The organism is Myxococcus sp. CA033 (assembly GCF_013336625.1).
In the GTDB taxonomy this organism is placed as follows: Bacteria; Myxococcota; Myxococcia; order Myxococcales; family Myxococcaceae; genus Myxococcus; species Myxococcus llanfairpwllgwyngyllgogerychwyrndrobwllllantysiliogogogochensis.
Map to the genome: position 1 here is coordinate 118,203 of NZ_JABUMU010000022.1, position 19,065 is coordinate 137,267.

Annotated in this window: 14 protein-coding genes; 8 read left to right on the plus strand and 6 right to left on the minus strand. The window is 70.5% G+C overall.

Going from position 1 to position 19,065, the window contains the following annotated elements:
- Positions 1-172 precede the first annotated feature (172 nt).
- Genes HUA78_RS35280 through HUA78_RS35290 form a run of 3 tightly spaced genes read left to right on the plus strand, consistent with a single transcriptional unit; the run spans position 173 to position 2,034 of the window.
- A complete protein-coding gene (locus HUA78_RS35280; RefSeq protein ID WP_141647427.1) occupies positions 173-871 on the plus strand; it encodes a peptidylprolyl isomerase in 699 nt (232 codons plus the stop codon).
- Positions 871-1,617, plus strand: a complete 747-nt coding sequence (locus HUA78_RS35285; RefSeq protein ID WP_174478175.1) for an alpha/beta hydrolase — start codon at positions 871-873, stop codon at positions 1,615-1,617. The genes HUA78_RS35280 and HUA78_RS35285 overlap by 1 nt, the downstream gene beginning before the upstream one ends.
- A 3-nt stretch (positions 1,618-1,620) precedes the next feature.
- Positions 1,621-2,034 carry a secondary thiamine-phosphate synthase enzyme YjbQ gene (locus HUA78_RS35290; protein WP_174478176.1) on the plus strand — a complete coding sequence of 138 codons (414 nt, stop codon included), beginning with the start codon at positions 1,621-1,623 and terminating at the stop codon, positions 2,032-2,034.
- A 3-nt stretch (positions 2,035-2,037) separates the two neighbouring features.
- Here the strand turns inward: HUA78_RS35290 and HUA78_RS35295 are convergent, their stop codons facing one another.
- Together HUA78_RS35295 and HUA78_RS35300 are read right to left on the minus strand one after the other, a co-directional pair.
- The gene (locus HUA78_RS35295) at positions 2,038-3,699 is read right to left on the minus strand and encodes a L,D-transpeptidase family protein (protein ID WP_371745738.1); all 1,662 of its coding nucleotides are present in this window, start codon (positions 3,697-3,699) and stop codon (positions 2,038-2,040) included.
- A gap of 1,185 nt (positions 3,700-4,884) precedes the next feature.
- Positions 4,885-5,517: a TetR family transcriptional regulator gene (locus tag HUA78_RS35300; protein WP_174459675.1), complete on the minus strand. Its 633-nt coding sequence runs from the start codon at positions 5,515-5,517 to the stop codon at positions 4,885-4,887.
- Positions 5,518-5,593: 76 nt separating this feature from the next.
- Here HUA78_RS35300 and HUA78_RS35305 point away from each other — a divergent pair, with 76 nt between their 5' ends.
- Positions 5,594-6,511, plus strand: a complete 918-nt coding sequence (locus tag HUA78_RS35305) for an SDR family oxidoreductase (protein ID WP_174459676.1) — start codon at positions 5,594-5,596, stop codon at positions 6,509-6,511.
- 143 nt (positions 6,512-6,654) lie between these two features.
- Here the strand turns inward: HUA78_RS35305 and HUA78_RS35310 are convergent, their stop codons facing one another.
- From HUA78_RS35310 to HUA78_RS35325, 4 genes are all read right to left on the minus strand, one after another.
- Positions 6,655-7,911, minus strand: a complete 1,257-nt coding sequence (locus HUA78_RS35310; RefSeq protein WP_174478177.1) for a peptidase C39 family protein — start codon at positions 7,909-7,911, stop codon at positions 6,655-6,657.
- Between the two features lie 508 nt (positions 7,912-8,419).
- On the minus strand, positions 8,420-9,760 hold the full coding sequence (locus HUA78_RS35315) for a sigma-54 dependent transcriptional regulator (RefSeq protein ID WP_141647433.1): 1,341 nt from the start codon (positions 9,758-9,760) through the stop codon (positions 8,420-8,422).
- Entirely contained in the window at positions 9,757-11,190 is a 1,434-nt protein-coding gene (locus HUA78_RS35320; RefSeq protein WP_174454855.1) for an ATP-binding protein, read from the minus strand. The genes HUA78_RS35315 and HUA78_RS35320 overlap by 4 nt, the downstream gene beginning before the upstream one ends.
- A gap of 48 nt (positions 11,191-11,238) precedes the next feature.
- A complete protein-coding gene (locus tag HUA78_RS35325; protein ID WP_141647435.1) occupies positions 11,239-11,688 on the minus strand; it encodes a hypothetical protein in 450 nt (149 codons plus the stop codon).
- Between the two features lie 302 nt (positions 11,689-11,990).
- On the opposite strand from HUA78_RS35325, the gene HUA78_RS35330 reads away from it, so the two are divergent.
- From HUA78_RS35330 to HUA78_RS35345, 4 genes are all read left to right on the plus strand, one after another.
- Entirely contained in the window at positions 11,991-12,251 is a 261-nt protein-coding gene (locus HUA78_RS35330) for a hypothetical protein (protein WP_174478178.1), read from the plus strand.
- 301 nt (positions 12,252-12,552) lie between these two features.
- Positions 12,553-13,143: a GAF domain-containing protein gene (locus HUA78_RS35335; protein WP_141647437.1), complete on the plus strand. Its 591-nt coding sequence runs from the start codon at positions 12,553-12,555 to the stop codon at positions 13,141-13,143.
- A gap of 118 nt (positions 13,144-13,261) precedes the next feature.
- The gene (locus HUA78_RS35340) at positions 13,262-15,115 is read left to right on the plus strand and encodes a serine/threonine-protein kinase (RefSeq protein ID WP_174454648.1); all 1,854 of its coding nucleotides are present in this window, start codon (positions 13,262-13,264) and stop codon (positions 15,113-15,115) included.
- 85 nt (positions 15,116-15,200) lie between these two features.
- Positions 15,201-18,980 (plus strand): tetratricopeptide repeat protein, encoded by a 3,780-nt coding sequence (locus HUA78_RS35345; protein WP_174478179.1) that lies wholly within the window; start codon positions 15,201-15,203, stop codon positions 18,978-18,980.
- The last annotated feature ends 85 nt before the right edge of the window (positions 18,981-19,065 follow it).

Below are 19,065 nucleotides of genomic sequence, written 5' to 3' on the forward strand. Positions count from 1 at the left end.
AGGACTCCAGACGCAATTCAGGGTGTTCTGTTGGGATCATCGTGCCCTGCTTCCAGATGTTGCGTCGACCCGGGTCGCTGGCGGGCGATTTTGCCTCCCAGACAACGCCCTGCCCGCACGGGACGACGTAACCCCCTGTAATCCGGCGGAGGTCGGGTAATCTGCGCGCCCCATGAACATCCGAATCCTCAGCGCCCTCCTCCTGTGCCTCACCGTCGCCGCCTGCAAGGACTCCGAGAAGAAGGAATCCACGGGTGGTTCCACCCCCGCCTCGGCCACCCCCAAGGCCCCCGCGCCCGCAGCGGAAGGCCCGGGCGAGTGGATGAAGAAGGCGTACGGCGGCCAGGACATCCAGGCCACGCTGGAGACGAACCAGGGCCCCATCGTCGTGCGGCTGTTCTCCAAGGACGCGCCGAACACGGTGTCCAACTTCGTGGGGCTCGCCACGGGTGAGAAGACGTGGACGGACCCTCGCAACGGTGAGCGCGTGACGGGCAAGCCGCTGTACGACGGCGTCGTCTTCCACCGCGTGATTCCGGGCTTCATGATTCAGGGTGGAGACCCCACGGGTTCCGGCCGGGGTGACCCGGGCTACCGCTTCGCGGACGAGTTCCAGAGCGGCCGCACGTTCGACAAGCCGGGCCTGCTGGCCATGGCCAACGCGGGACCGGGCACCAACGGCAGCCAGTTCTTCATCACCACGTCCACGCCGAGCTACCTCAACAACAAGCACACCATCTTCGGCGAGGTGGTGAAGGGTTATGACGTCGTGGAGAAGATCTCCAAGGTCGCCACGGGCCCGGGCGACCGCCCTGTGGACCCCGTCATCATCCAGAAGATTACCCTCGCGGACGCGGCCGGCGCGCAGTGATGGACCGACGCAACCTCCGACTCGTGTCCACGCGCCTGGGCGAGCTGGACTGCCAGGTGGTGGACGGGCTCGACGAGGGCACCGTGCCGGACCTGGCGGTGATTCTCTGCCATGGCCTCGGCGCCGCGGGGACAGACCTGGTGTCGCTGGTGCCGGAGCTGATGGCCATGGAGCCGGTGCTGGCGGAGCGCGTGCGCTTCGTCGTTCCCGCCGGCCCCCTGACGATGGCCCAGTGGGGCATGCCCCAGGGGCGCGCCTGGTTCCACCTGCCCGAGGCCTTCATGCGCGGACAGATGCGGGATTGGGAGGCCTACTCGAAGGAAGTGCCCGAGGGGCTTCCCGCCGCCCGTCGAGCCCTCATGTCCGTGGTGGACGCGTTGTCGACCACGTCGAAGCTGCCCTATGGACGCATCGTCCTGGGCGGCTTCAGCCAGGGCGGCATGGTGACGACGGACGTGGCCCTGCGGCTGGAGGAACGGCCGGCCGGGCTGTTCATCCTGTCGGGCACACTCATCGCGGAGGCGGAGTGGAAGCAGAAGGCCCAGGCCCGGCAAGGGCTGCCGGTGTTCCAGGGCCACGGCCGTCACGACGACGTACTGCCCTTCGCGACGGGCGAGCGGCTGCGCGACGCGCTGGTGCAGTCGGGGCTGTCCGTGGACTTCTTCCCTTTCGATGGACCGCACACGCTGGACGTCGAGGAACTGGAGCGGCTGGCCGCGTTCCTGAAGGCGCGGCTGGGGGACTGAGGCATGTACCACGCGAAGGAGTTCACGGTGCCCACGCAGGGGCGCGGCTTCACGGACATCACCCGGGACGTGCAGCAAGTGGTGGCGGACAGCGGCGCGAAGCAGGGCCTGTGCACCGTGTTCCTCCACCACACGAGCGCGTCCCTGATTCTGTGTGAGAACGCGGACCCCGACGTGCGCCGGGATTTGGAGTCCTTCTTCGCGCGGCTGGTGAAGGACGGGGACCCCCTCTTCGTGCACGACGCGGAGGGGCCCGACGACATGCCCGCGCACGTGCGCACGGTGCTCACGCAGAACTCGCTGAGCATTCCGGTGAAGGACGGCGCGGCGAGCCTGGGGACGTGGCAGGGCGTCTACGTCTGGGAGCACCGCGCCTCGCCCCACCGCCGACGCGTCACCGTGTCGGTGGTGGGCTGAGCGTCAGCGCAGTCCGCGCGTGCTGGCGACGACGCGCACCTTGCGCTCCTTGAGGGGGATGCGCGCCTGCCCCCGGATGCGCACCCAGGAGCCGGGCGATTCGGGCGTGGCGTGCACCATGGACCAGCCGGTGGGGACCTCCGGCGCGGCCCAGCCGTAGAGGGCCCGAGCGTCCCTGGGCGCGAGGTTGACGCAGCCGTGGCTCATCGGCTCGCCGAAGCGGTCATGCCAGTAGGCGGTGTGCAGCGCGTAGTCTTCCTCGAAGAACATGGTCCACGGCACGGTGGCCACGCGGTAGGTGTCATTGCCCGCGGTGCCGTTGCCCGTCATGTCGGCCTCCGCGAATTTGATCCACACGCGGTAGAGGCCCTCGGGGGTGTCCGTGCCGGGCTTACCGGAGGAGATGAGCGTGGCGTAGACGGGGCGCTCGCCCTCGTACGCGACGAGCACCTGGGCATCCAGGTCCACGTCGAGCCAGCGCGAGCCGGGCTCCACACCGGGGGGTGCGTGGGTGAACCAGGCGACGTGGAGGTCCTCGCGCGCCACCCAGTGGTCCTCCGCGATGAGCACCCAGTTGCCGTCGGGAGACAGCTCGCGCACGGCCACGAGGGTCCGAGGGGGCAGCACCGTCTCCCGAGCGGCCTTCGCGTCCGGGGCCACCTTCACCTCGATGGGCGCCGTGGGCTTCACGCGCGACTGGGCCCAGGCGAAGGGCGAGGACAGCTCCGACAGCTGGTCCGCGTCCACGCCGACGAAGGCGGAGGGCCGGTACTCGCGCAGGACGCGGGCCTCCAGGTACTGGCCATCCGTCGTGCGCCAGAAGGTGCGTCGACCCACGCGCACCTGTCCGCGCAGCTGCACCGTCACCGAGCCCTTCAGCAGCACACCCCGTCTGCGCGAACGGGCCAGGGCGAGGCTCGGGTAGGCGCGCACGCGCTTGCCCACGACGCGGGCATAGGTGCCGGGCGTCAGCTCGCCTTCGCGCAGGCGGGGCAAATCCCTGACGCGAGGCTCGCGGAAGTTGCGCTCCAGGTAGCGCTCGCAGACCCAACCACGGGGCTGGATTTCCACCCAGGTCTCGCACTCGGGGCCGCGCATGGCCGTCTCGCCCTTCCAGAGCACGCGCATGTCCTGGGCCACGGTGCCCAGGGGAGGCGCATCCTGACGAGGCGCGGAGCGGACCGCGATGGAGCGGCGCACGCGCAGCGAGCCCGCGTCGGGCTGATACGGAATCGCGACGGGCTCGGTGCCCGCGTCCGCGCCGCTGGCAGTGGGGGTGCCGGAGGTGTCTTCGTCTGGCTCAAGGGACGGGTCGTCGAGCACGAGGCTGGTGTCCTCCAGCGGCTCACCATCCGGGCCGAGCACCAGCTCCACGCCCGGGTTCCGCTTGTCGGGGATGACGACGAGCTGCTCGGCGGGCGGAGGCGGTGACTCCTCGGGGTCCACGATGGGGGCGTCCTCGTGGCGCTCGGGCTTGGGCATCGCGCTGAGCGCGGGGTCGATGGCGAGCGAGGGCTCGTCGTGCGCGGAGGAGTCGTCCTCCGAGTCGCGGGAGTCCGAGCCTGGACGCGCGGCGGAAGCCGGACGCGAGGGTCCCCCATCCGTGTCGAGCACGGGCGCGGTCCGATTCCAGGCGGCGAGCAGGTCTCCCGGAGTGGAAGCCACGGGAGCCTGGCTTCCCGCCACTCCGGACCGTGGCGTGCCACCGTCTTCCGAGCCGACGGTTTCCGCGGAGCTGAGCCCGTTCGGCACGGGGCCACGAGCAGGCACGGCGGCATCTCCCGCGGGAACCGGCGCGCCCGCGACCTGAGCACCGTTCGCCACCGCGGAGGGCGACACCACACCGGGCCGAGCCTCTACCGTCGGAGCCGCTGGACTGCTTGGGACAGTCGCTCCCGTGGGAGGCGACACCGTGCTTCCAGCGACGGTCGGAACCTCTGCCATGGGAGACACAGCACCCCCTTGGATGGTCGCGCTCGACGTCGGAGATATCGAGCTTCCCGCGACCGTCGGAGGCTGAGCCGAGGGTGCCACCGGAGTCGCTTGGACACTCCCGCCCAAGGGAGGCGACACCGTGCTTCCAGCGACGGTCGGAACCTCTGCCATGGGAGACACAGCACCCCCTTGGATGGTCGCGCTCGACGTCGGAGACATCGAGCTTCCCGCGACCGTCGGAGGCTGAGCCGAGGGTGCCACCGGAGTCGCTTGGACACTCCCGCCCAAGGTCGGAGACATCGAGCTTCCCGCGACCGTCGGAGGCTGAGCCGACGGCGCCGCTGGACTGTCTTGGACACTCCCGCCCGAGGTCGGCGCGCCAGCGCCTCCCGCCACGGTCGAGGGCGCCACTGGACTCCCCTGGACGGTCGCATCCGCAGGAGGCGACACCGGGGTTCCCGCCACGGTCGGCGCTTCCGTGGGGAGAGACGACGGGACTGCTTGCTTCCCTCCTCCCTCTTGGACGAACTCCGTGGGCGCGGAGGGATTGCCTGTCGTGGGGAGGGACGGGCTCGGCGCTACACCTTCAACGGGAGAGGGGGAATCCTCCGTCTTCGACGAAGGCGTGCAGGCGATTCCAGGCAGGAGAAGGGCGAGCTGAAGCCAACGTCGCATGTGGACGACACGGTACGAGGGCTCGCCCGCTTGCTCAACGTCGTCCGAGGTGGGGCCGCCTGCGCGCGACTCCGCGCGGGTGCGTAATCCGTGCGGTCCTGACGGTGGATGTCACATGCAACGGAATGGAGGGGCCCTGCCCGTCTCCCGCACGAGAGGAATCCCCTATGGCCCCGGATACCCCGAGACATGTCTCACGTGAGACATATCCCGCGTCACTCGGCCCCGCGCTCCTCGAGCCTACCGGGAGGTGGAGCGGCTGCGTCGCGGTGCCTTCCTGGTCGGGAGTGGCGAGGAAGGAGCCACGCTCGCTCCGGCGGTGATGAGCCGCAGCTCCGCGAGTGCCACGCGCACATGATGCGCGAGCTCGTGCTTCTTCGTGTCCTCGACCCAACGCTCGAACGCGCTCTTGAAGATGGCGATGCCCGCTTCGGCGACCAGGTTGGCCACCGTCTTTTCGACGCCACGTCCCCGGAGGCTCTCCGCCATCGCCGAGGCGAGTGACGCGAGTTTGATCAGCTCGCGCTCCCGAAGCTCCGCGTGCGCCAAGATGAGCGGTTGCCGCTTGGATGCGTGCGCACGGCGCTCCTCGAATCCCGGCGAGAGGGCCTCGAGCGCGGCGGCGACAACATCGATGGGAGCCATCCCTTTCGGAGCATCCGCGATGGCGTTGACGATGAGCGCCTCGAGTTCCTTCGAGCGCGAGAACAGGACCTCTCGCTTGTCAGCGAAGTAGCGAAAGAATGTCCGCTCGGTGAGCCCCGCACGCGCGGCGATCTCCTCCACCGTCGTGCGGTCGTACCCGCGCTCCTGGAACAGCTGCATCGCAGCGTCTTGCAGGCGTTCGAGCGCGTTCGGTTCCCAACGACCCATGGCGCCACCCTACCTGATTGCAGCGACTGACATCAGGTGTTAGAAGTCATGTCAGCTTCTGACATCGGAGGTTCACATGCGCGTCTTTGTCACGGGTGCATCGGGGCACATCGGTTCCGTGGTCATCCGCGAGTTGCTCTCGGCCGGCCACCAGGTCGTCGGGCTCGCCCGCTCCGACTCCTCGGTCGCCGCCCTGAGGTCCGCTGGCGCGGAGGTGCGGCGAGGCAACCTCGATGACCTCGAAGGTCTGCGGGAGGCCGCTGCCACCGCGGATGGCGTCATCCACCTCGCGTTCAAGCATGACGTGGCCTTCACCGGCGACTACGCGGGTGCGGTGATGGCCGACCTCCGCGCCATCGAAGCGATGAGCGCGGTGCTCGAGGGCTCTGGCAAGCCGTTCGTGGGCACGGCGGGGACGCTCGCGCTGGCTCATGCCGTGCTCGGTCGCCCTGGCACCGAACATGATGCGCTCGCGGGCGGCCCCCGCATCGACGCGGAGAATGCGGTGGTCGCGCTCGGAAAGCGCGGCGTCCGGTCCTCCGTCATCCGCCTCGCGCCGACGGTACACAGCTCGCTCGACCATCAGGGCTTCGTCCCGTCGCTCATCGCCATGGCACGAAAGAACGGCTTCGCCGCCTACGTCGGGGACGGCGCCAACCGCTGGCCGGCGGTGCACACGCTCGACACTGCGCGACTCTACCGATTGGCGTTGGAGGTCGCGCCCGCGGGCTCTCGCATCCACGGGGTCGCCGAGGAAGGCATCTCTTTTCGCGACATCGCCGAGGCCATCGGCCGTGGCCTCGGACTACCGGCCAGGAGCGTCTCGACTGGAGATGCGAGCAATTACCTCGGCTTCCTCGCCGCCTTCGCCCAGCTCGACAACCCCACGTCCAGCGCGCACACGCGCGACCTCCTGGGCTGGCAGCCGACACATCCGGGGCTGCTCGCCGACCTCGCCGAGCGCCACTACTTCGAGCCTGCGCCCTCCGTGTGACACGAGGCGCGATGAACGCGAGCCCGGCGCAATGAGCGCGAGCCCGGCGCGATGAGCGCGCGCCCGACGCGATGAACGCGCGCCCGACGCGATGAACTCTCGGCGCCCCGGACCGTGGCGTTGCCCGGAACGAGGGCACCGGTTCAGCGCAGCAGTCCGATGACCTCCGCGGGGAACGCCGTGCCGGAAGGCCAGAGCACGTAGGCCGCGCCCCGCGAGTGCTGCCACGCGCGCCAGAGTTCGTCGCGCTTGTATGTCACGGACACCGTCTCGTCGGTCTTGAACGCGGGGTCATTGCACACGACATCGCCTTCGGGCGTGAAGCCCTTCAGCACGATGAGATGCCCATCCGAGCTGCGCACGGGCGAGCCGGTGAGCTCCCCCTCCTCGTAGGCGATGCTGATGCTGACCGGAATGCCCGCGGCGATGAGCCGCTCCACCTGCGCGAAGCCATCCAGGCGCAACACCGCGCCGTGCAGCGCCCCGTCACCGATGGCGGAGGCATACGCCGTGTTGAAGGCCCAGTTGCCCGTCCCCTTGTAGACCCAGTCATAGGTCCGGTCGGCGGACGAAGGCACCGTCGTGGTCAGCTCGGGCCGCCCCAGCTTCCGCCCCCAGTACCCAAGCAACATCGTGGTGGACGTGGGCGAACACCACACGGGGCCACCCTCGGGGTACAGCATCTGCGAGTGGCCGGGCACCTCCAGCACGGTGCCCCAGGCCGCCCGGTCCGACGACGCATCCGCGACGACACCTTGCTTGTCGCTCACCGCCGCCGTCAGCGCGCGAACCCGAGGCGTGGCCTCCGGCTGCGACGAGAACAGCCACACCGTCATCCGCAGCGCATTCGCGCGACGCTTGAGGTTGAGCGTGTCCGTGTACACCTGACCGTCCGCGTCCCCCTGCCCGTCCACGCTGTGCCGGGCCACGGGCACCTTGTCGAAGGCCCACACGCCCAGCTCGTAGTCCTTCGTCCAGGCGCCCTCGATGCGCGCGGCGAGCGTCACCTTCACCCAGGTGCCCGGGGGCGTCTGCGCATCGAAGGACGGCACCACGCTGGTGAAGCCGCCCGGCACGAGCTGGACCTCGGAGACGGCGCTCCCCAGCCGGTAGGTTGCCTCGTGATAGCGCGTGCCACCGTCCTCGTTACGTCCCGTGGGAACGGGCACGCTGTCCGTCCGCGCCGACGCGTCCAGCACCAACGCTCCATCCCCGGTGAGCGCGGTGCCCTCGCGCGTGAAGCGCTCGAAGTCGCGCTCCACGGCGCTGCGCCGCCACAGTCGAGCCGGGGGCCCCGGCTCGTCCGAAGGTGAGTCCTCACGACCTTTCTGCTGCGAGACACAAGCCGTCTGCGTGGAAGCAAGGAGAAGAGCCAGCGTCGACAGGGAGCGCGCGTTCACGGCGCGGAGTCTGCGAAACCGGCCCCACCCAGCACAAGGCGCATCGCAGCGTTGGCGCACTCCACCGACGTGACGTCATGCGCCCACGACGTTCATTCTCAGGCGCAGCGGAATGACACGCACCGAAGGGTCCTCACCTGAACGGTGACGAACCAGGCGGTCGCCACGGCACGCAAGGCACCGCTCCGACTCCCTCAGGCAGTGTCGAAGCCGCGCATCCCGCTTCGCCGCCTCTCGGAGCCCCTCACGAACGCTGCCTCCGAGCCATGCGAGGCACCGCTCCGACTCCTTCAGGCAGTGTCGAAGCCGCGCATCCCGCTTCGCCTCTCACGAACGCTGCCCCCAAGCCATGCGAGGCACCGCTCCGACTCCTTCAGGCAGTGTCGAAGCCGCGCATCCCGCTTCGCCTCTCACGAACGCTGCCTCCGAGCCATGCGAGGCACCGCTCCGATTCCCTCGGAGGCAAAGCACCGCCGACTCAGCCGGACGGCGGCGACGCCTCTCGGCCCTACGACTCCGCCTCCGCGCCCGACGCCTCCAGCAGCTTGTAGAGCGTCTTGCGGTCCACATCGAGCAGCCGAGCCGCCTCGCTCTTGTTGCCACCCACCGCCTGGAGCACGTGCGCCGCGTACCGCCGCGACAGTTCCGCGAGGCTCGGCATGTCTCCCGCCAGCCCCGTCAGTCGCTTGGGCGCATCGCCAATCGGCTCCGGGAAGTCCTGCGGCCCCAGCACGCCCGTCACATTGAGCGCCAGCGCCCGTGCCACCACGTTCTCCAACTGCCGTACGTTGCCCGGCCAGTCGTAGGCCGTCAGCCGCGACATCGCCTCCGACGTCACCACCGGGCTCACCCCGCCCCGCGCATGTCGCGACGCGAAGTGCACCACCAGCGCCGGGATGTCCTCGCGCCGCTCGCGCAAAGGCGGCAGGTGCAGGTGCACCACGTCCAGCCGGTACAGCAGGTCCTCGCGGAACACGCCCTCCGCCACCCGCTCCTTCAAGTCCCGGTTCGTCGCCGCGACGACGCGCGCGTCCACCTTCACCGGCACGCTCTCACCCACGCGCCGGATTTCGCCCTCCTGCAACACGCGCAGGAGCTGCGACTGCACCTTCATCCCCACGTCGCCAATCTCGTCGAGGAACAGCGTCCCGCCATTCGCCTCCTCGAACACACCCCGCCGCGCGCCCGAAGCGCCGGTGAAGCTGCCCTTCGCATGGCCGAACAGCTCGCTCTCCATCAGCGATTCGGTGATGGCGCCGCAGTCCACGGGGATGAACGGACCGTTGGAGCGGGGCGAGCGATTGTGCAGCGCCCGCGCCACCATCTCCTTGCCCGTGCCCGTCTCGCCCGTAATCAGCACCGGCACGTTGCTCGCCGCCGCGCGGGCCACCTGCTTGTACACCTCCAGCAGCGCCGGGCTGCGCCCCACCAGCGCGCTGCGGTCCACGTGCTGGCGCAGCGAGCGGTTCTCCTCCACCAACCGCTTCTGCTCCAACGCCCGCCGCGCCACGCGCAGAATCGCGTCCACGTCGAAGGGCTTGGCCAGGTAGTCGAAGGCCCCCAACTGGATGCTGTCCAGCGCGCCCTCGATGTTGCCGAACGCCGTCACCACAATCACCGGCGTGTCCGGAAGGTGCGCCTTCACCTCCTGCAACACCTTGAGGCCATCGCCCGGCTCGGGCATGGCCATGTCCGTCAGCACCAGGTCGAACGAGCCCTCCGCCAGCTTCTCCTGCGCCGCCTTCGGGTGCGCCGCCTGCGACACCGCGCCCAGGGGCCCCAGCAACCGCTGGAGCAAGTCCCTCGCCTGAGGGTCATCGTCCACGACGAGGATGCGGGATGTACTCATGAAGCCACCTTGCGATTCGCGGAAGCAGTGGACGACTCCACGGACTCGACGGTGCTCCCCACCGTCGGCCGCGTCACGCGCGCGAAGCGCACCACCACGCGCGTGCCCTTCCCCTCTTCCGAACGCACCGTCAACGTCCCACCGTGCGCCTCCACCACGCGCTTCGTGGTGGCCATGCCCAACCCATGCCCTGGCAACGAGCGGACTTCCGGCGCGCGGAAGAACGGCTGGAACAGCGAGGCCATCGCCACCGGCCCCATGCCGATGCCGTTGTCCACCACCTCCAACACCGCGTCCGTCCCCTCGGTGGACACACTCACCGTCACCCGTGGCTCCGGCCGGCCCGCCGTGTACTTCACCGCGTTCGTCAGGAGATTGCGCGCCGTGACTTGCAGCAACTGCCCCGGACAATCCACCGCCACGCCCGCTTGCAGCGTCCGCTCCAGCGCCACGCCCTGCGCCGCCGCCGTCTGCGCCACCTCCAGCAACACCGTCGTCACCGCCGTGTCCAGCTCGCCCACGGTGCGCTCGCCGCGCGTGCCCGCTCGACAGAAGCGCAGCAGCGCTTCAATCAGCTCACCCATGCGCACCGCGCTCGACTCACACTGCGCCAGCATCTCCAGCGCGCCCGCGTCCTTCACCGCGCCCGTGCGACGGATGAGCGTCAGGTAGCCCTTGAGCGGCGCCAGCGGACTGATGAGGTCATGCGCCACGCGACGCGTGAAGGAATCCAGCTCTTCGTTGTGCCGGCCCAGCTCCGCGAGCTGGCCGTGAATCGTCGCGTCCTGACGCTTGAGCAGCGTGGTGATGTGCCACCCCACCAGCATGGACAGCAGCATCGCCAGGAGCGTGGTGCCCGCGCCCAGCGCCGTGTTGCGCACGCGCAGGTCCGCCAGGCGCCCCACCAGCCGGCGCGCCTCGTTCGCGTTCTCCTCCGACAGCGAGCCGCCCAGCGCGTCCAGTTGCGCGGCCACCGGGCGGATGCGCTCGGCCAGATGCCGGCGCGCCCGGTCCGCCTCGCGGCGCTGGGAGAACACCGCCGCCGCGCGCACCTGGTCCGCCAACCCCTGACAGGCCGCGTTGAAGCGCTCCCACACCGCCTTGTCGCCCGGCGGCAGGTTGCGCGTGTACGCCTCCGAGGCGAAGCGGATGTCGGTGAGAATCTCCTCCATCACCGCGTCCGCGGCCTTGCGTTCGGCGTCGTCCGTGGCGCGGATGTGCGCCTCGATGGCGGACTCCAGCGACAGCGCGTCCACGCGGATGCGGCCGATGAGGCTGGCGCGCTCGAGCGCCTCCTGCACCAGCGCGTCCACCTGCGTGCCCGTGCGGACCTCCGTCCACAGCGTGAAGGCCGTGACGGCGGACAGCAGGGCCACCACGAAGAAGAAGCCTGCGCGATAACCGCGAATGGACGTCCGGGAGCTCACCAGGGTCCGACCTCTACCACGGCGGCACGGGCCCGAGGACCCAGCCCTCCGTCAAGGCACCGCCGTCCCGTCGCCTGCTTCAGGGGCGTCCGGCTGCCGGGCCGACGGCAGCCGCCGCCGCGCCCGCTCCAGCGCTGACTCATAGAAGACGTCGGAGAGCTGCTCGTGCATCTCCCGCAGCTCGTTCAGCTCCCGCTCGCGCGCGAGCAACTGCGTGTTGTGCTCCTCCAGCGCGTGCCGGTCCGCCTCCGTGCGCACCAGCTCCTCCATCAGCGCCAGCCGGCCCTGCTCCACCTCCGCGCGCTCCTGCGTCAGCCGCTCGATGGTCGCCTCCAGCGCCGCCAGTCGCATCGCCACCGCTTCGGTGCGCTCCCGCTCCACCTGGTACTCGCGCTGCCAGCGCAAGGTCTCCTGGACCTGCGCCTCCAGGCGCTCAGGCGTGATTCGCGCGCACCCCGTCGCCAGCCACGCCACAGCCGTCGCGAACCACAGGAACCGCATACACCGTCTCTCCCGCGCCGCGGTCGCGAGAGATTCGCGACGACGAGGTGCCACGGGCCCATACCCTCTCGCCGAGGATGGCCGCGAAGCTTGCTCAAGTGCCCCGGTGTCGTCAAAGCGACAAGTGCCTGTCTGGGGAGCAAGCCCCCAATGTTGGAGCTTCAACTGAGGAGTTTCTCCCCAGCACCCGGCCCGCGAGCGCCGCGCCTCACTCGGAAGAGGCCGCTGGCACGCGTGCTGCTCAAGCGCCTGCCCGCTGATACGGCGCAATCTCGCGTCGTCCCCCCTCAACGGAGCTTTCCATGAAGACCGTGTTCGCCGCCGCCCTGCTCGCCGCCGCCACCGCGTTTGCCAACACCCCGGCTCCCGCCGCCGCCCCCGCCGCCGAGGCCAAGCCGGCCGCCGCCGCGCCCGTCGCGGCTCCCGCCGAGGCGCAGCCCGCGCCCGCCGCCGAGGTGAAGGCCGAGGAGGCCAAGCCCGCCGCCGCCGAGGCCAAGCCGAAGGCTGGCAAGAAGGCCAAGAAGGCGGCCCCCAAGGCCGAGACCGCCACCGAGACCAAGTAGTCTCGATTTCCTCGTTCTGAGGAATCCACACGAGGGTGCCCTTCCAAGGGGGCGCCCTCGTGGCATTTTCAGGGTCTGTCCTGCCCCGGACACTTCGTCGCCGGCCCTGCCTGCTCGGAAAAGCACCTGTGTCATCTACACCCCTCCTGGGTCATTGTCTGCGGCACGAACTCTTGACTTTCAGTAAAACTGGGATTTGACAGAAACACAGTAATCGCGCTTAATGTGACTTCAGAGGATGACAGTCCGTTCCGGATACTTGCGGAACCCGTTGCAATTCGTCTTTTCCTGGAGTCACCCCATGGTGGAAGCCTTCTCGAAGGTGTCGGAAGCCTCGAAGCTCTTGCTGGAGAAGGGGCTCGGGCCCAGCACCGCCGTCGAGTCCCTGGGGATGGTCGGCCATGCGCTGGGCGTGGACCGGGCGTACATCTTCGAGAACCGCACGCAGCAGACGTACGGCCGGTTCGTGACGGACCTGCGCTACGCCTGGGCGGAGCCGCCCACCGCGTCCGCGCTGGCCAACCCCGTGCTGCGCGCCTTCTCCTTCCGGGACTTCGCGCCGGGCTGGGTGGACATGCTGGAGGCGGGAATGGTGGTGGCGTGCCCCACCCGTGACGCGCCGCCCATGATGAGGGACTTGTTGGAGCGCCAGGGAACGCAGTCGATCCTCCTGTGCCCCATCAACCCCTCGCGCCAGCAGTGGTGGGGTGTGGCGGTCTTCGAGGACTGCCGCCGTCCCCGGGCGTGGAAGCCGGAAGAGGTATCGCTCTTGAAGTCGCTGGCGCGGGCGGTGGCGGCGTCGGTGCGCCACGGGCAGATGCGCTCGTCGTTGGATCAGGTCCGCACCAGCCTGCGCGCGGCGGTGGGTCGCACTCCGGCTTCGGGGCACTGAGACTCGAAGTCGCTCCCCTGGTCGCCGGGCAGCCTGGGCATCGGCGACCCCCTCTCTCGCGCGTGGACACCTCCGCCGAGCGTTTCTGTTACCCTGGCGGCCCCCCTGCCCTACCGCCATGTCCTCCATTGACCCGACGGCGATAAGCCGGACCCGTTCCCCGGATCTCATCAGCGGTTACCGCCTCGAAAAACTCGTGGGTACCGGAGGCATGGGAGAGGTCCACAAGGCCACCCAGTTGTCGCTGGGCCGCACGGTGGCGGTGAAGCTGCTCAACGCGGAGCTGGCCAAGGACCCGTCCTTCATCGCGCGCTTCCAGAAGGAAGCCGCGGCCCTCGCCGCGCTGAGCCACCCCAACGTCGTCTCCATCGTCGACAAGGGGAAGACGGACGTCACCTACTACCTGGTGATGGAGTTCGTGGACGGGCCGTCGCTGCGCGAGTTGATCCGCGCCCCCCAGCTCGACATCTTCGGCGCGCTGCGGCGGATGCTCGAAATCTGCCGGGCGATTGAGTACGCGCACGGCCGAGGCGTCATCCACCGCGACCTGAAGCCGGAGAACATCCTGCTGGACCAGCAGGCGGGTGGCATCGCCAAGGTGTCCGACTTCGGGCTCGCCTCGTTCCTGGACGACGCGAGTCCCTCCTCGCGCTACGCGCTGACGTCCACGCACGTGTCCATGGGCACGCTGTCGTACATGGCGCCGGAGCAGCGGGTGGACGCGAAGAACGCGGACGCGCGCGCGGACATCTTCTCGCTGGGCGTCATCCTCTACGAGTGGCTGACCGGCGAGGTGCCGCTGGGCACGTTCGACCCGCCGTCCCAGCGCAAGCCGGGGCTGGACCCGCGCGTCGACAGCATCGTCACCAAGTGCCTCAAGCCGGACCCGGAGGACCGCTACCCGTCGGTCGCGGCGCTCATCGCGGACCTGGAGCTGCTCGTCCCTGGCAGCCTGCCGTCGATGCTGCCGGTGAAGCTCACGCGCGTGCAGCGCGTCAAGGCGGGCGTGCGCAAGGTCGTGCGCGTCGTGATGCAGACGGTCGCCGTGCTGATGGTGCTGGCGGCGAGCTTCGTGCTGGGCACCGCGTTCTACCTGAGCGGCGAGCGGCGCGTTCCCACCTCACCGGGCGCCACCATCATGGCGTACCTGGGCGAGCCGCGAATCCAGCCCGTGCCCGGGCGGGAGGAAGCAGGTCCCGAGCGCCGCAAGGTGACGTTGGGCGAGGGCCTCGCCGAGCAGAGCCTCGTGGTCGCCGGCAGGCCGGTGAACCTCGAGGACAAGACGCTCGTGTTCCCCTGGCAGGACGACACGACGGGCGTGGGGCGGGTGCGCGTGGACGTCACGCGACGGGAGGGAGACATCCTCAGCCTGACGGGCCAACTGCTCACCGAAGCGCCGCCGCCCACCTGGGAGCGGCGCCTGCGGGACATGTTCAGCCTGTACCAGCCTTCTGCGCCCCCCACCGTGGCCATGCTGCTGACGGGAAGCACCGGCCGCTACGTGGCGCTGGTGCACAACGGAGTGGGCGAGCCCTTGCGCCTGGAGTGGGCGCTGGGTGAGCGCCGGGGCGCGATGCTGGGCATGGAGTCGCCCCGAAGCGGCCCGGTGTCGCTCGAGCTGGCAGTGGACGCCGAGGGCCGGCTGGAGGCCTTCATGGGCACCGGCAAGGACCGTCGGGCCATCTTCGAGCCGCTGGTGCTCGGCATCGGTTGGATGGACCAGTTCGGCGACGCGCCCTTCCCCGGCTTCGGCTGCATGGAGGCCACCTGCCGCGTCGCCGGCATCACCTACGTGCTGAAGCAGTCCCCGCCCGGGGGAACCACGGCCCCGGTGCCCACCCCGCTGCCCCCGCCGGTGAAGACGGTGGCCGTCGCGGTGCCCGCCAAGGCGGTGGTGCCCAAGAAGGCGCCGCCCCCTCCCCCCAAGAAGCAGCCCGCCAAGCCCGCTCCGAAGAACGGCAAGCGCCGCTAGCCCCCTTCCGAGCACTCGAAGCGGACAGAGACTCGCAGGGGAATATGGCCAGTGACGGGGGATTGCATTATCCCTCGACCCTCCTATGCGCACCTTCCGCCGCGGCCTGACCGCGTTCGCTCTCGTCGCCGGCCTCTCGGGCTGCTCCCACTCACCCTCCTCCGCCAGCATCGCGCCGCGCGTGCTGGAGTCCGCCGCGGAGAAAGCCCAGTCCGGTTCGGACGAGGCGCGCACGCTCGCGTTCGCCGGCTTCCACGCGCACCTGCTCGCGGGCGACTCCGTCCAGGCGCAGCAGCGCTTCGACGCGGCCATCGCCAAGGACCCGGGGGACCCGTACGCGCTCATCGGTCAGCACCTGCTCGCGCGGCGCGCGGGACGGCCGGACCGGGCCCTCACCGCCGCGCTGGAGCTGGTGACGCGCGCGCCCACCCACCCGCTGGCCCTCATCGCCGCGCGCTACGCGCTGGACACCGTGGGCACCGCGCCGCCGCTGGATGACGCCATCCTCAAGGCCGCGCAGCAGGCGCTCGGCGCGGGCGCCACCGGAGAGACGGCCTACCTGCTGCGCGGCGCGCGGCTGTCCGTCGCCGTGGCGCGCGGGGACACGAAGGCGCGCGACGCGGTGCTGCGGGAGCTGGGCGGCGTGTCCGAGGCGACGCTCGTGGGCCCCTTCTCCGCCTTCCACGTCTTGTCCTGGGAGGAGCCGTTCCCCACGAAGCAGGACGGCTCGCTCGCGGGCCCCTTCACTGGCGCCTTCGGGGCGGTGACGCCGCGCAAGCTGCTCGCGCCGGACGGACGGCTGGACCTGGCGGGCGAGCCCGGCGAGGGCGACGTCTACCTCATGGCCTTCGACGCGGAGGTGCCGGAGGCGGCCACCTACGTGGCGCGCTCGGTGAGCGCCGCGACCCACCAGCTCCTCGTGGACGGCGCGCCGCTCATGGAGCGCCGGGGCTGGGAGCGTGCCACCAGCACCGTCACCACCCGCGCCGTGGCGCTGCCCGCGGGCAAGCACCGCTTCATCGTCCGCCAGCTCAAGGGCGCGACCTCCGGCGTGCTGTCCTTCTCGCTGATGCGCGCCGACGGCCGGCCCTCCAACGTGCGCTTCACCGCCGCCACGGGCGCGGCCCCCTCGTCCTGGGGCAGCGCGCCGAAGACGTCCGAGGCCGTGGGCGTGTACCCCACGACGCAGAGCCTGAAGGACGCGCTGTCCGGTGAGGCCGGAGACCTGTTGTCCACCGTGCTCGCGGCCCGCGACGGGCTGTCGCGCGACGCGGACGGGGCGCGCCGGCTGATGGCGGACGTGGAGGCCACGACGCCCGCGCTGCTGTCGCTGCGCGCGGAGCTGGCGGCGGCGGACCGCACGGTGCCCGCCAAGGTGGCGCGCGGTCGGGCCACGCGGGACTTGGAAGCGCTCCTGCCCAAGGACCCGGGCAACGTGGGCGCGCTGCTCCTGCGCGCGGACCTCTTCATGGACGACGGCCAGCCCGCCTCCGCGCTGGAGACGCTGAAGACGGCGAGCGAGGCCGTGCAGCCCCCGGGCTTCCCGCTGTTCCTGATGCGGGCGCGCGCGGCGCTGACGCTGGACGTGGACGCGCTGGCGGAGGAGTCGCTGGCGGCGGCGCTGCAGATTCAGCCCAACCTGTGTGAGGCGCTGGGGCTCCAGTACAACCTGGCGCGGCGGCGCGACGCGGTGGAGCGCTCGGACGCGCTCGTGGAGGCGCAGCAGAACTGCCCTGGCGTCCAGGCGCGGCGGGCCGACCACGCGCGCACGCGCGGCGATTTGGAGACGGCCGCGCGCGCCTTCGCGGAGATGCTGGCGCGAGACCCCACCAGCGTGAGCGCGGGCACGTCGCTGGCCACCCTCTACGTGGGGCTGCGCCGCCACGACGACGCGCTGGCGGTGCTCCAGGCCCTGACGGTGACGTGGCCGCGCAACGCGGAGCTGCTCAAGCGCATGGCGGACGTGCGCGAGTACGCGGGACAGAGCGCGGAGGCGCTCGCGCTGAGGGAGAAGGCGCTGGCGCTGGAGGGCGAGGACCTGTCGCTGCGGCGCGCGGTGGAGCGCGCGAAGACGGGCAAGGAGCTCTTGCAGGAGCACGCCATCGAGGGACGCGAGGCGATGCGCGCCTACGACGCGGAGCCCGTCACCGGCGGCGCGGCCGTGTTCGTGCTGGATGCGGCGGCGGTGCGCGTGTACCCCGACGGCAGCATCGTCAACCGCATCCACACCATCCAGAAGGCGCTGGAGCAGTCGGGCGTGCAGGAAATCGCGGAGGTGAATGTGCCGCGCGGCGCTCAGGTGCTGGCGCTGCGCACGCTGAAGGCGGACGGGCGCGTGCTGGAGCCGGAGAACATCGAGGGCAAGGACACGGTGAGCCTGCCCGGCGTGCAGGTGGGCGACAGCGTGGAAGTGGAGTACCTGCTCGCGGAGAGCCCTCGCGGCCCCGCGCAGCCGGGCTTCACGGCGTCCGCGTTCTACTTCCAAATCGCCAACCAGCCCAACGCGTGGACCACGTACACGGTGGTGGCGCCCAAGGGCTCGGGCATGAAGGTGGACGCGCACGGGATGAAGGCGCCCCCGCCGACGGTGAAGGGCGACGAGGAGGTCTTCCACTACGAGGCGCGCCGCGTGCCGCCGTTCATCCCCGAGCCGGACGCCCCTCCCTCCGGCAACGAGTACCTGCCCTTCGTCATGGTGGGCGCGGGCGCCACGGGCAACGAGGGCCTGATTCGCGTCTACGGCGACGCCTTCCAGGACCGCTGGCTGCGCACGGCGGAAGTCGTGGACTTCACGCGCAAGGCCACCCAGGGCAAGCAGGGCCTGGACGCGGTGAAGGCGCTGCATGCGGCGGTGATGCAGCGCTTCTCCGGACGGGACAACGGGCTGGGCCAGTCCGCGGCGTCCACGGTGGCGCAGGACCGGGGCAGCCGGCTGGCGGTGCTGAAGGCGGGCCTGGAGGAGCTGGGCATCCCCTCGCGCGTGGCGGCGGTGCGCACCTTCAACGTGGACCCCAACGACTACCTCTTCCCCAACGACAGCCTGCTGCCCTACGCGGCGCTGCGCGTGGAGGTGCCGGGCAGCGAGCCGGTGTGGGTGGACACGTCGGTGCGCTTTGGCCCCTTCGGCGAGCTGCCGGAGTTCGCCATGGGCGGGCGTGACGCGTACCTGGTGCCGGAGCCGGGCCGGAAGCTGGAGGTGGTGAAGACGCCCGCGATGAAGGAGTCCGCGGGCAAGCAGGTGCGGCTGACGCTGTCGCTCGACGCGGAAGGCAAGCTCAGCGGCAAGGGCGAGGAGACATACCTGGGGTTCGAGGCGGCGCAGCTGGCCGAGGCCTTCAACCAGCTGTCCGCGGAGAGCCGCAACCAGGCGCTCCAGGGCGCGGTGGCGCGGTACTTCGGAGGCGCGGCGCTGTCGAGCGTGAAGCTGGACCACGAGGACGTGGTGGGCGCGCCCTTCGTGCTGCGCTACGAGTTCACCGTGCCGCGCTTCGGGCGACTGGAGGGCGACAAGCGCATGGCGCTGGGACCCCTCACCTTCCCCGCGCAGCTCGGACGGCGCTACGTGCAGCTCAGCTCGCGCCGCACGCCGCTGTACATCGACAACACGGAGGCCAGCAGCACGCAGGTGACGGTGGCCCTGCCCTCCGGCTGGAAGCTGCCGGACCCGCAGCCGGCGCTCGACGTGAAGAACCCGTTCGGCCGCTTCACCCGCACGGAGAAGCAGGAGGGCTCGACGCTCACAATCACGGAGTCGCTGCGGCTGCCCCGCGCGCGCGTCGCCCCGCGCCAGTACGAGCAGTTCTCCGGCTTCACCGGCGACGTGGACCTCATCCAGACGCGCGAGATGTTCCTCGTGAAGCCGTAGTCCAGGCCGAGCTGGCCAGCGGAAAGCGGACGCTCCGTCGCCCGCCTGGCCACCCGGCGCCCCACCCTGTCAGGCGACTTCGGCG